General features: G+C 70.0%; 10 protein-coding genes and 1 tRNA gene. 9 read left to right on the top strand and 2 right to left on the bottom strand.

Annotated features, from left to right (window positions below):
- The first annotated feature begins 402 nt into the window (after window positions 1-402).
- The 5 genes from AB0I77_RS48300 to AB0I77_RS48320 all read left to right on the top strand — a co-directional run bounded on the left by AB0I77_RS48300 (window position 403) and on the right by AB0I77_RS48320 (window position 7,043).
- Window positions 403-1,692, top strand: a complete 1,290-nt coding sequence (locus AB0I77_RS48300) for an extracellular solute-binding protein (RefSeq protein WP_363289345.1) — start codon at window positions 403-405, stop codon at window positions 1,690-1,692.
- The gene (locus AB0I77_RS48305) at window positions 1,692-2,690 is read left to right on the top strand and encodes a sugar ABC transporter permease (protein WP_363289346.1); all 999 of its coding nucleotides are present in this window, start codon (window positions 1,692-1,694) and stop codon (window positions 2,688-2,690) included. The genes AB0I77_RS48300 and AB0I77_RS48305 overlap by 1 nt, the downstream gene beginning before the upstream one ends.
- Complete coding sequence (locus tag AB0I77_RS48310; RefSeq protein WP_363289347.1) at window positions 2,690-3,586, top strand: carbohydrate ABC transporter permease; 897 nt, start codon at window positions 2,690-2,692, stop codon at window positions 3,584-3,586. The genes AB0I77_RS48305 and AB0I77_RS48310 overlap by 1 nt, the downstream gene beginning before the upstream one ends.
- Window positions 3,587-3,596: 10 nt before the next feature.
- The gene (locus AB0I77_RS48315) at window positions 3,597-4,196 is read left to right on the top strand and encodes a hypothetical protein (protein ID WP_363289348.1); all 600 of its coding nucleotides are present in this window, start codon (window positions 3,597-3,599) and stop codon (window positions 4,194-4,196) included.
- Window positions 4,197-4,307: 111 nt separating this feature from the next.
- A complete protein-coding gene (locus AB0I77_RS48320; RefSeq protein WP_363289349.1) occupies window positions 4,308-7,043 on the top strand; it encodes a Tat pathway signal sequence domain protein in 2,736 nt (911 codons plus the stop codon).
- 7 nt (window positions 7,044-7,050) lie between these two features.
- Here the strand turns inward: AB0I77_RS48320 and AB0I77_RS48325 are convergent, their stop codons facing one another.
- Window positions 7,051-9,453 carry a hypothetical protein gene (locus AB0I77_RS48325; RefSeq protein ID WP_363289350.1) on the bottom strand — a complete coding sequence of 801 codons (2,403 nt, stop codon included), beginning with the start codon at window positions 9,451-9,453 and terminating at the stop codon, window positions 7,051-7,053.
- 97 nt (window positions 9,454-9,550) lie between these two features.
- Here AB0I77_RS48325 and AB0I77_RS48330 point away from each other — a divergent pair, with 97 nt between their 5' ends.
- Complete coding sequence (locus AB0I77_RS48330) at window positions 9,551-9,997, top strand: SRPBCC family protein (RefSeq protein ID WP_363289351.1); 447 nt, start codon at window positions 9,551-9,553, stop codon at window positions 9,995-9,997.
- 39 nt (window positions 9,998-10,036) lie between these two features.
- A tRNA-Val gene (locus tag AB0I77_RS48335) sits at window positions 10,037-10,108 on the top strand.
- Window positions 10,109-10,194: 86 nt separating this feature from the next.
- Here the strand turns inward: AB0I77_RS48335 and AB0I77_RS48340 are convergent.
- Window positions 10,195-10,923 carry a 3'-5' exonuclease gene (locus AB0I77_RS48340; protein ID WP_363289352.1) on the bottom strand — a complete coding sequence of 243 codons (729 nt, stop codon included), beginning with the start codon at window positions 10,921-10,923 and terminating at the stop codon, window positions 10,195-10,197.
- 190 nt (window positions 10,924-11,113) lie between these two features.
- Here AB0I77_RS48340 and AB0I77_RS48345 point away from each other — a divergent pair, with 190 nt between their 5' ends.
- On the top strand, window positions 11,114-11,680 hold the full coding sequence (locus AB0I77_RS48345; protein ID WP_363289353.1) for a DUF4365 domain-containing protein: 567 nt from the start codon (window positions 11,114-11,116) through the stop codon (window positions 11,678-11,680).
- The gene (locus AB0I77_RS48350) at window positions 11,677-12,909 is read left to right on the top strand and encodes a hypothetical protein (RefSeq protein WP_363289354.1); all 1,233 of its coding nucleotides are present in this window, start codon (window positions 11,677-11,679) and stop codon (window positions 12,907-12,909) included. Before AB0I77_RS48345 ends, AB0I77_RS48350 begins: the two co-directional genes overlap by 4 nt.
- The last annotated feature ends 21 nt before the right edge of the window (window positions 12,910-12,930 follow it).

Raw genomic sequence — 12,930 nt, forward strand, 5'->3', positions numbered from 1 at the left:
AGAGCGCTTCGTTCACACCGAAGAGGTCACTGGTTCGAACCCAGTATCGCCCACCCGGTTCGGCGGCCCGTCTGCGACACAGCAGACGGGCCGCCGACGTTTGTGCGCCTGTCCTTCGGTGAGTCCGGGCGCCTCCGGCCCGGCGAAATCTGGCCGAACAACATCCGGGCCTGGAGGGCCAGTTCGCGTTCGGCTGGTCGACTGTGCGCGTCTCACCTGCGGCATCGTCCGCCCTGTCGTTCGGTCCGGTGTCGACATGGCGTCAGATCGACGAGTCGTCCGGCAAGAAATTCCTGTCCGAATCATTGACGCACCCCGAGGCCCTCCGTACCTTGTGCCAGCAAGCGCTTACTTGAAACGATTCATGCAGGCGGCAATGACGCTGCGGGGAGGGGCCCGACTGTGGGAACCAACAGGAATGTCGAGAGGCGAACGATCCTGAAGGCGGCCGGAGCCACGGCGGCCACGCTCGGGCTGGCCGCGACGACGGGGTGCGGGGGCGACAGTGGCACGTCCTCCGACGGAACGGTGACGATCCGTTACGCGTGGTGGGGTGCCGAGGACCGCGCCGAGCGCATCAACAAGACCATCGCGCTCTTCGAGAAGAAGTACCCGAAGATCAAGGTGAAAACGGACTTCCAGCAGTACACCGACTTCTGGAAGAAGTTCAACACCCAGGCCTCGGGCGGGAATCCGCCGGACGTCTTCCAGAATGCCATTGGATTCCTGCGGAAATACGACGCGAAGAATGTGCTGCTCGACCTCAGTGAGCAGGTCAAGGCGGGCAATCTCTCCATGGACGGTTTCCGGGCCGGCCTGGAGAAGTTCGGCGAGATCGACGGCAAGCTCCTCGGAGTGCCGGTCGGCTCCAACTCGATGGCCCTGGTCATCGACAAGCCCGTCTACACCAGAGCGGGCGTGAAGCCGGAACAGGGCTGGACCTGGGACGACTTCGACGCGGCGATGAAGAAGATCCGCGACAAGTCGGGGCGCGCCGGCGACAGCGGCATGTACGGCGTCATGTACCTCTACGACCTCTACCTGCGCCAGAACGGCAAGGCGTTCTTCACCGAGGACGGTCTCGGCTTCACCGAGGCCGATCTGACGGACTGGTGGACGAAGGCCAAGAAGGGCGTGCAGGAGGGCATCTACGCCGATGCCAAGAAGGTCGCCCAGATCAAGCCCAAGTCCGCGGTCTCCGCGGAACTCGCCGCTGGTGAGTTCACCTGGGACAACTTCACCGTCCGCTACACCTCCGAGGGCAAGAGCGAGTACGGCCTGGCTCCCATCCCGACCACGGACGGCAAGAAGACTGGCCAGTACCTCGGCTCCCTGATGCTCAGCGCCTCCAAGCGGACGCAGCACCCCAAGGAAGCCGCCCAGCTGATCAACTTCATGGTGCACGACCCCGAGGTCGCCAAGATCATGGGCTACGACCGCGGAGTGCCGGCGACGCAGGCCCAGTACGACGCGTTCAAGCCGACCGACGAGGTCAACCAGGCGATCGCCGCCTACGAGGAGTCCCTCGTCGCCGCGGGCGTCCTGGAGCCCATCACCCCGCACCCGGTCGGCGCGGACATCTGTGAGTCCGCGTTCCTGCGCATCGCCGAGGAACTCGCTCTGGGCACGCGCTCGGTGGACGACGCCGTCAAGCAGTTCTTCACCGAGTCGAAGACGGCTCTCGTCGGCTGATGGGAACCACCGTGACACACGCCCCTGCGATGGAGGGCCTTTCCAAGGACTCCGAGCCGCGGCACGGTCCGGTGAACTCCGGGCGCCCCGCCGAACTCAAGCGGCGGGGCCGCCGGGAGAACCTGGCCGGCTATCTCTTCATGTCCCCGTGGATCGCCGGTTTCCTGCTGCTCACGGCAGGCCCGATGATCGCCTCGCTCTACTTCGCGTTCACCGATTACAACCTGTTCGACTCGCCCAAGTGGATCGGCCTCGACAACTTCTCCGAGATGTTCGGCGACCCGCGCTGGCGCCATTCGGTGAAGGTGACGATGTGGTACGTCGTCGTCGGTACGCCGCTCAAGCTGCTCCTGGCTCTCGGAGTGGCCCTGCTGCTCGCCCAGAAGCGGCGCGGGCAGGCCTTCTACCGGGCCGCCTTCTACGCGCCGTCGCTGATCGGGGCGAGCGTCTCCATCGCGATCGTCTGGAAGGCGATCTTCTCGGACGACGCGATCGTCGACCGTACGCAGAAGGTGTTCGGGATCGATGTCGGTGGCTGGACCGGCGACCCGCAGATGATCATCTACAGCCTGGTGGCGCTCACCGTCTGGCAGTTCGGCGCCCCCATGGTCATCTTCCTGGCCGGCCTCAAGCAGGTCCCGCGTGAGCTGTACGAGGCGGCCGAGGTCGACGGGGCCGGCACGCTGCGGCGGTTCTGGAACATCACGCTGCCGATGATCTCCCCTGTCCTCTTCTTCAACGTCCTGCTGGAGACGATTCACTCCTTCCAGATCTTCAGCTCGGCGTACATCGTCGGCGGCGGCGCCGGAAGCAACGCCTGTGGTCCGGCGGACGGTTCGATGGTCTACACCTGCTATCTCTACGTCCAGGGCTTCGAGAACAGCCGGATGGGCCTGGCCTCCGCCATGGCCTGGATGCTGCTCGTCGCGGTGGCCCTGGTGACGGCGGTGCTGTTCTGGTCCCAGAAGCGCTGGGTGCACTACGAGGAGGGCGCCTGATGAGCGCGCAGGCCACCGACATCACGCCGGCCGCCGGGTCCACGAAGGGGGGCAACTTCCGTCGTAAGCTGCCCGGTTCCCTCGCCTGGCACATCGGGTCTCTCGCGATCCTCGCGGTGATTCTCTATCCGGTGATCTGGGTCATCGGCGGCTCCCTGAAGAAGAGCGAGGACATCGTCGGGAGCCTGGACCTGTTCCCGGGCGACCCGATCGTCTCGAACTACACGGGGCTCGCCGACGGCATCGCGGACATCTCGATCTCCACGTTCTTCGTCAACTCGCTCATGCTCGCGGTCGGTTCCGTGGTCGGGATCGTGGTGTCCTGCTCGCTGACCGCGTACGCCTTCGCGAAGATCAAGTTCGCGGGCCGCAATCTGATGTTCACGCTGATGATCGGCACGCTGCTGTTGCCGTATCACGTGCTGCTGATCCCGCAGTACGTGTTGTTCCGCAACATGGGGATGATCAACACCTACACCCCGCTGCTGCTGGGGAAGTACCTGGCCACGGAGGCGTTCTTCGTCTTCCTGATGGTGCAGTTCATGCGCAACCTGCCCAAGGAGCTCGACGAGGCGGCGCGTCTCGACGGCTGCGGACACTTCCGCATCTACTGGTCGATCGTGCTTCCGCTGTGCCGTCCGGCCCTGATCACCAGCGCGATCTTCACCTTCATCAACTCCTGGAACGACTTCATGGGCCCGCTGATCTACCTCAACGAGCCCGACAAGTACACGGTCTCCCTCGGTCTGAAGATGTTCGTGGACCAGGAGGGCCTGGCCAACTACGGCGGCATGATCGCGATGTCGCTGGTCGCGCTGCTGCCGGTGCTCGCCTTCTTCCTCGCCTTCCAGCGCTATCTGATCGACGGTATGGCGACGTCCGGGCTGAAGGGCTGAGGCGGTCACCATGGCCGAAGCACGCGTGAAAGCCCGCGCCCCGCGCAAGGAGTCCGTCTTCGCCGAGCGGTTCGCCGTGTTCGCCGAATGTCTGCTCACCGGTGTGTGGATCGCGGTGGCCTCGCTCGGGATCGTCACCTACCCGGCCGCCGTCGCCGCGGGCGCCCGGCATCTGCGCCGCCGGATCACTCACGAGAGCGGCGGCTGGCGGGAGTTCGTCGCCGACTTCCGGGCCGCCGTGCGCCGCGGCTGGCTCGCCGGGCTCGCCGGGTGGGCCGCTGCCGCGGCGGTCTGGGTGGACGTCCAGGCCGTGCGTGCCGGGATTCCCGGCGGGCCGCTGGTCGGGGCGATCGGCGTGTTCGCGCTCATCGGTCTGGCCGTCGCCGGGCTGCGCGCGGCGGCGGTCTGGACGCCGGGTGCCGCCTGGCGCGGCCTGCTGGCGGAGGCCGGACGGCGCACCGTCCTCGACCCCGCCGGGTCCTTCCTGCTGGTCGGCGGACTGGCCGTGGTGGCCGTGTCCGCCTGGTTCGTCGCGCCGCTGGCGGTGCCCGTCCTCGGGGCCGTCGCCGCCGCGGCCGTCGCCGTGGAGGAGCGCTACCGGCACCGCTGACGGGCGGTGCCCTCGCACCAGGTCGGTGCCCCCCCCGGGCGCCGTACCTCTATCTGTCATGCCCCTGACCACCACCCTGCCCCCCGCACGGAAAGGCAAGGCTGAATCTCCATGTCTCCCATTCCCCGCAGGTCCCTCCTCAAGGCGGCCGCCGTCGCCGGCGTCGCCACGCAGTTCAGCTGGGCACTAGGAACGAAGGACGCGCAGGCCGCGCCGAGAGCCGCGGACGGCGACGCCGACCCCGTGACCCTCGACTGGCTGGAGGACGGCGGCCTGGGCGCCGCCCCCGGCTCCACCGTCGGCGTCCCCTGGCCGAAGGGCGTCTACCAGGAGGACCAGAAGTTCGCGGTGACGGACGCGGGCGGCAAGGCCGTACCCGTCCAGTCGTGGCCGATCGCGTACTGGCCGGACGGATCGCTCAAGTGGACCGCCCACGCGCTGAGTTCGGGCTCCGGCAAGCTCACCCTCGCCGCGGGTGAGAGCGCCGCTCCGGCCAAGAAGGTCACCGTCGACAAGAGCGGCGGCACCATCGACATCTCGACCGGCGTCATCACCGCGAAGATCGGCAAGTCCGGCGCCACGCTCATCAAGTCGGTCACCCGCGGCTCGACGGAGATCGCCAAGAACGGCCGGCTCGTGCTGATCCGCCAGCCCGAGATCGAGGACGAGGACCAGGGCTCGGTGAAGACCGAGCGCTTCGAGGGTGCCATCGACAAGGTCACCGTCGAACAGGAGGGCCCGGTCCGCGCGGTCGTCCGCATCGACGGCAAGCACCGTAAGGGCAGCCGCAGTTGGCTGCCGTTCTCCATCCGTCTCTACTTCTACGCGGGCGCCGAGTCCTTCCGCATGGTGCACACCATCACCTTCGACGGCACCCAGGAGCCGGGCAAGGCCAGCGGTGACTTCATCCGCGGCATCGGCGTCCGCTTCACCGTGCCGATGCGGGACCAGTCGTACGACCGCCACATCCGCATCGGCGGCGACGGCACCGGCCTGCTGCGCGAGGCCGTCAAGGGCATCACCGGTCTGCGTCGCGACCCGGGCGCGGCCGTGCAGGCGGCTCAGTACGCGGGCCAGAAGCTGCCCGACCCCTCCACCTGGGACCAGCGGGTCACCACCCGGCTCCAGTACATCCCCGAGTGGGGCGACTACACCCTCTCCCAGCTCTCCGCCGACGGCTTCGGTCTGCGCAAGCGCACGAAGAAGGGCCACGGCTGGATCGGCGCCGGCGGCGGCAAGCGCGCCTCCGGCTTCGGATACGTCGGCGGGGCGAGCGGCGGATTCTCCTTCGGCCTGCGGGACTTCTGGGAGAAGTTCCCGGCCCAGCTCGACATCCGCGACGCCCAGACCGACGAGGCCGAGGTCACCCTCTGGCTCTGGTCGCCCGAGGCACAGCCCATGGACCTGCGCTTCTACCACGACGGCATGGGCCAGGACACGTTCGCCGAACAGCTCGAAGGCCTCAACATCACCTACGAGGACTACGAGCCGGAGTTCGGCACCCCCTACGGCATCGCCCGCACCTCAGAACTCCTCTTCTGGGCCAACGAGTCGACCCCGAGCGCCGAGAAGCTCGCCGAACAGGTCGAGGCCGTACGGGTACTCCCGCAGCTCGCCGCCCCGCCCAAGCAGCTCATCAAGGCCGGCGTCTTCGGCCCGGGCCTCTACTCCGAGCCCGACCGGTCCACGCCCGCCAAGGCGAAGATCGAGGACCACCTCGACTTCCTCTTCACCTACTACAAGGACCAGGTGGACCAGCGCCGTTGGTACGGCTTCTGGGACTACGGCGACATCATGCACACGTACGACACCGTCCGGCACCAATGGCGGTACGACGTCGGCGGCTACGCCTGGGACAACTCCGAGCTGTCGCCGGACCTGTGGCTCTGGTTCGCCTACCTCCGCTCCGGCCGCTCGGACATCTTCCGGTTCGCCGAGGCGATGACCCGGCACACCGGAGAGGTCGACGTCTACCACCTGGGCCAGTGGGCCGGCCTCGGCACCCGGCACGGCGTGCAGCACTACGCCGACAGCGCCAAGCAGCAGCGCATCGCCAACACCACCTACCGCCGCTACTACTACTTCCTCACCGCCGACGAACGCGTCGGCGACCTCATGCACGCCAACGTCGACTCCGACGAGACCTTCCTCGTCCTCGACCCGATCCGCAAGATCCGCACCGAGCCGTACACCCCCGACCGGCACGCCCTGTCGGTCGGCTTCGGCACGGACTGGAGCGGTCTGGTGTCCGCCTGGCTGACCGAGTGGGAACGCAAGGGCCCCAAGTGGGAGAAGGCCAAGGCGCGCATCCTGTCGACCATGGAGACCATCGCCGCCCAGCCCAACGGATTCGTGCAGGGCACCGGCCTCTACGACCTCGACACGGGCAAGTTCGCCGTGGCCGACAAGCCGGTGGTCGGCGTCTCGCACCTGTCCGCCGTCTTCGGCCTCAACGAACTGTGCGCCGAACTCATCGACCTCGTCGACCTGCCGAAGTTCAACGAGGCCTACTTCGACTACTGCCGCTACTTCAACGCCACCAAGGCCGAGCAGGCGGCGCGCTACGGCACCAACTTCGGCAGCCTGCTGCTCTTCCAGGGCCACTCGCGTCTCGACGCCTACGCGGCCGTACAGACCGGGGACGAGAAGCTCGCCAAGCGCGCGTGGGACAAGTTCTACAACTCCGACGGCTACAAGGAGTCGGCCCCCTGGAAGACGGAGGAGCTGAGCGGTCCCGCCGCACTGGTCCCGGGCAGTGAGGCGGCCTGGGTGTCCACGAACGACACCGCGCTCTACGGCCTCGCCGCCATCGAGAACCTGGCGCTGCTGGGCGACAAGATGCCGTAGCCGACGGCTAGTTCATCTTCCCCAGGACCTCCCGCACCCGCCGGACATCCCGGATCCGCTGCTCGTACGTCGCACCGAGTGCGAGCAGCAGCAGTCCGGCGAGGGCGGGAGGTACCCAGCGGGGGAGTGCGCCGGTCACCTGCACGAGATACGGGGCCAGTTCGTGCAGCGCGACCAGGGCGAGCACCGAGCCGCCCAGCAGCAGCGGCGCCTGGAGGTGGTGCCGGGCGCCCAGCAGGGTGACCAGCAGCGCCGCCGAACCCAGCAGCAGCGGGCGCGTCCAGTGCGCGTCGCCCCAGGACGCGACCAGGCTCGGCACGAGGGTGGCGGCGAGTCCGGGGCCGTACGCCGTCCAGGACGATGTCCGCGGGTCGCGGTGCCGGCGCAGGGCCCCGACGAGCAGCGCCGGGACGCTGACCGGGAGGGTGTAGGCCTCCGGCGTTCCGACGTCCCAGGACGCCAGGCGTACCCAGGTGGCCAGCACGAACAGGGCGGTGGCGGCGTAGCCGACGGGGCGGCGGTCGAAACGGAGCGCCGTGCCCGCCGCGATGACTCCGCACAGGGCCAGCACCAGGGCGAGCAGGGGCGGGTCGCTGAGGGCGAGGCCCATCGCGAGCAGGGCGGTGGCGGCTCCCGCCACCTCGACCGGCACGGTCGAGCGCGAGCCCGCCCGCGCTGCGACCAGGGCCGCGACCATCGGCACGGTCAGGACGAGCAGTGCGGTGTGCGACGGCCGCCAGTGCGCGGCGGCGCCGGTCGCACAGGCGAGTGCGGCGGCGTAGGCGAGCGCGGCCGGGGCGGTGACGGGGGCGAGGCGGGAACGCCAGGCGACCAGCGCGCACACTGCCGTGAGTGCGGCGAGCACGGCCAGGGTCGCCGTCTGCGAGGCGAGGGAGAGGAAGGCGAGACCGAGGGAGGTCACCAGGGCGAGGACGAGAGCGGTGAGCTGCGCGGGCGTTCCCTCCTGAGCGATGCCGGCGGGCGCGGCTCGGTGTCCGTACGCCGCCACCGCGAGGGCTCCGGCCGCCGTGGCTCCCTGAGCCGACAGGCCTGCTGAGTAAGGCAGTTCGAGGACAGCCGGAAGGCTGAGCGCCGCCGCCCACGTCAGGCCCAGCGCGCCGGTGAGGGCCTGAGGCCGCCAGGTCGCCTCACGGACCGCCAGCACGAGCACGGCCGCGACCGCCACCAGGACGACAGGGACCGTCGCCATGTGGGATGGCCAGGGTGCGTCGACCGTCACCGCCGCACGAGCGTCCGACGGCGCCCCGGTCCACGCGCGCGACGCCCACCCGACCGGGCCCAGCAGCGCGACACCGACGACGGGCACCGCCCACAGCACGGCCAACGCCTGTACGGCAGTCGAGGCCCGGACGAGGCCCCCGCGTACCTCATCCGGCAACCGCCCGGCCCGCACCGCCGCCAACAGGGCGATCCCGAACGCCAGATGAACCGGAACCGTCCACACCTCGGGCAGCACGGAGCGCGCCGCACCGCCGAGCGCGGCGACCGTGAGCAGCCCCGAGGTGAGGGCGAGGCCGACGGCTCGCTTCTCGCCCTGGCCCCGCCATGCGGCACCCAGCGCGATCACGGCCGCGAAGAGTAGGAGCGCCGCCGCACGGGCGACGGCGCTCAGGCCGGTGGCCGTCCACGACAGCCAACCGGCGGCCAGTACGCCCCAGGCGCCCATGCCGTACGCGCCGACAGCGGCGACGACCCGCACGGAGCGGTCGGTCGTCCGGAGCGCCACGCCCACGTCGAACGCGGCCGTCACCAGCAGCGCGGTCGTGATCCCGTACGGCACGGCGTCGGCGGCCGGCGCCCAGAGCAGGAGCGGCAGTTGGGCCGAGACCAGCGCGGCGGGACGGGGCAGACGAAGCTCCGCCGTACCGGGCAGCAGGCTGTACGCCGCCCATACCCCCGCGAGCACCGCCGCCGCGACCGCCGCGTACCCGGTGCCGTCCACTCCCGCGAAGGCGACCTCGTGCAGCGCGTAGGCGTCCAGGACCGTCAGTGCGAGACCGAGGCCCGCCACCGACTCGGCCGTCGACCGCAACCCCCGCTTGTGCAGCACCGCAGGAGCGGCGAGCGCGGCCAGCGTGACGGCCGCGAGCACCACGGCCCGACCGGTGATGCCCAGGTGACCCCAGCTGACCAGCGTGAACACCATCGCCGCGATGGTGAGCAGGACGCCGCCGAGCAGGAGGAGCAGGTTCTGTACGCCGGGGGCGGCGGCCTCCGGTCGGGGCGGTGCGACCGGGGTCGGTGGTGCGACCGGGGCCGGCCGCGCCTTGTTCAGGGTGGCGATCAGCCAGGCGCGACGGGCCAGCAACTGTGCTCGTCGGGCATCCAGGTGCCACAGCTCGGCATCGAGGAGCCGCAACTCCTCGGCCGGGGGCGGGATGTGCGTCATACTGTGGAGTGTGGTCTGCGTCACGCCGTACGGCATGAGTGTGCATACTCAGGACGTACTCAGATATGTGCCCGTTGTGAAGGGGCAGACTCCGCATATGGACTGGACGCACTATCGCTTCCGCAGCCTGTGGCCCCTGCCCGCGCCGCCCGCCACCGTGTACGACGCCCTGGAGCGGGCCGAGGACTACCCGCGCTGGTGGCGCCAGGTGCGCGAAGTGAACCGCATCGACGAGACGAGCGGAGTGGTCGTGATCCGCTCCGTCCTCCCGTACGACCTGACCTTCACCGCCCGTGAAGTGCGGCGCGATCCGCAGGCCGGGGTCCTGGAGATCGCCATGTCCGGCGACCTCGACGGCTGGGCCCGCTGGACGATCACCCCGGACGGCAGGGGCAGCCTCGCCCGCTACGAGCAGGTGGTCGACGTGAAAAAGCCGCTGCTCAGGAGGTTCGCCGTACCGGGACGGCCGGTCTTCCGCACCAACCACTGGCTGATGATGCGGGCCGGGCGGAGAGGGCTCGTGGGCTACCTGGAAGCGGTTTGAAGGAAACCCGCTGGGACCTGTATTGTTCAGTCCGTTCCCGGGCGATTAGCTCAGTGGGAGAGCGCTTCGTTCACACCGAAGAGGTCACTGGTTCGAACCCAGTATCGCCCACCGGGAGAGGCCGGTCCGCCGTAGCGGACCGGTCTTCTTGCTTTTACGCGCTTGCTTTTGGCGTGCTTGCTGTTACGCGCTTGCCTTTACGCCGCTGCCGCCGGCAGCTCCGGACGCAGCGGCCACGCCGGGTCCACCGCCTCCTCGCTGCCACTGCGCGCGAACCACGCCTGTAGGCCCCGCGCCTGCGCCGCGTGCCACACCGCCTGAAGGGTGTGCAGTTCGGCCGGGGACAGCCGCTCCAGCCGCACCGCGAAACGGTGCCCCACCGCCCGTACGACGTCCAGCGCGGCCAGTGCGTCGGCCGCCGCGTCGTGCGCGCCCTCCAGTGGGACGCCGTAGTGCGCGCACAGGTCGGTGAGCGTGCGGCGGCCCTTGCGGTAGCGGTCCAGGTGCTTGTCCAGGACCCACGGATCCAGCACCAACAGCGGGCTCGACTCAAACCAGCGGTCCAGGGACGAGGCGCGATGGCGGCGCAACTCGCGGTCCAGCAGCGTCAGATCGAACGGCGCGTTCATCACCACCAGCGGACGGCCCGCCACGGCCTGCTCCGCCAGCTGTTCGGCTATCTCGTACATCACCGGAGCCGGCCAGCGGCCGTTCAGCCGCAGATGCTCCTCCGTCAGCCCGTGCACCGCCGTCGCCCCTTCGGGCACCGGCACACCCGGGTTCACCAGCCAGCGGCTCACCCGCGGCCGAGTGCCCGGGGCGTCCTGCACGACGACTGCGGCCGACACGATCCGGTCGGCCTCCACGTCCACGCCCGTGGTCTCGGTGTCGAAGGCGGCCAGAGGCCCTTCGTACCAGCACGTCATACCTACTCAACCCCTCGTTCACCCACGGCAGCTGACGCACCGTCTTCTGCCCATTTGGTGATACCCGGGCTGTTTGCGCCGTACGCCGGGAGGACACAACAGGAGTACGGGTCTTTGCAGTTCAGCGGCCCGACGCTGGAATCACTCGGCCCGGTGCGGGCATTTCACTTGGCTTGGAAGGCTGTTGGTCATGGCGATAGCGCAGCCCGAGCGGGGCGGGCTGCTGCCCGAACGAACGGGCCCCCATCGCGGCACACTCGCCACCACCGCCTGCATGGAGACATTGCAGGTGGGCTACCTTCACGCGGTCGCGGCGGCCGCGGGCTGTTCGCTGTCCCAGCCATTTCCCGACAACGGCATCGACTGGCACGTCAGCCACAGCGCACCCGGACACACCGTCGACGACGAGGTGACCATCAAGGTGCAGCTCAAGTGCACGTACCAGATCCCGCCGAACCCTCCCGGCCGTCACTTCTCCTTCACGCTCGACAACGATCACCTGCGCAAGCTCGCCCGCACCCCGGTCTCGGTGCACAAGATCCTCGTGGTGATGCTCGTCCCGAGATCCCCGGACGACTGGCTCCGCGCCAGCCACGACCGGCTCGACCTGAGGCACTGCTGCTACTGGGTCAACCTCGCCGGTCAGCCCATCACCGGCCGGAACCGCACCACCGTGCGAATACCGACCTCGCGCATCTTCGACGACCGGGCGCTCTGCGAGATCATGACGCGGGTCGGGACAGGAGGCAGACCATGACGCACCGCCCCCTGCACGAGCCACTGCGGCCGGTACGCCCGCACCCCGAGGCCCAGTGGGAGCGCCCGCCGGCACCCGCCGAGGTCGACCCCGCCGTCCTCGGCGCCCTGCTGCACCGGCACGGCTGGCAGCGGCGCGGCGGCGCCGCCGGACGCTACGGCCGCTGGACCCCACCCGGACCGGGCGGCGGCGGGACGAGCCTGCTCGTGCCCGAGAGCCGCGCCTTCCCCGACAGCGACGACCTGCTCGGCGAAGCGCTCCTGGCGCTGTCCCGCAGCGGCACGCCCTCCGCGCGCGAGGTACTGGTCTCCCTCGCCGTGCCCAGCGACGAGATCCGCTGGTGGCGCGACGTCCCGACCGGGCCGGCCGGGGCCGCCTCCTGGATGGTCGAGGAGCGACTGCGCTCGGCCGCCCGCCAGACGCTGCTCGCCGGAGCACTCGCCACGCGCGCGCGTGCCGGTTACTACGGCGCCCGGTACCGCCGCTCCGCCGCCGCGTCCCTGGAGAACGTCCTCGTCGGCTCCGCGGCCGGCGGCCACCGCCTCACCGCCTTCGTGCCCGTCAGCACCGGCCGCCCGCTCGCCGTATGCCTGCACCAGGCCCTGTACGCCGCCCGCGAGGCCATCGACTACCAGCGGGCCACCGGCGGCATGGACGCCTTCGACGCCGCAGTCGAGGCGGGCGTCAGCCGCGAACTCACCGAGGCGCTGATCGCCCTCGTGCGCGGTACGGAGGGGGCGCGCGTCGCCGTCGAATGGGCACCGGCCGCCGGCGTGCCCGAGGGCTGCGCGGCACGCGCCGAGGCGGTCGAGTTCTCGCCCGGCGACCTGCCCGTGCTGCGCGAGGCCGGTACCCGCTATCTGCGGGGGGAGCCCTCCATGCCGGTGCGGATCACGGGCGCGGTGGTACGGATGCGCAGGTCGGGGCCGCGCGGCGAGGGCACCGTACGGCTGCGCGTGATCGCGGGCGCCGAGGTCCCGCACATACGCCTGACGCTGGACGAGGAGTCGTACCGGATAGCCGGGCACGCGCACCTCGTCGGGCTGCCGGTGCGGGTGCACGGGCGGCTGGAGAGCCGGGGCGGGTTCCGCAAGCTGACCGGGGCCCGTGGGGTCGTGCCCGTGGAGGTCGACGAGGCCGAGCGGGACCGGTTGATGAAGTCCTTGCAGGAGACCGCGGAGATCACGGCCTTCTTCGAGGAGGCCTGTGGCGGGGACGGCTGCGACTGAGGCCCCTTGGGGGGCGTCGGT

The sequence above is a fragment of the Streptomyces sp. NPDC050619 genome, from assembly GCF_040654815.1.
Lineage (GTDB): Bacteria > Actinomycetota > Actinomycetes > Streptomycetales > Streptomycetaceae > Streptomyces.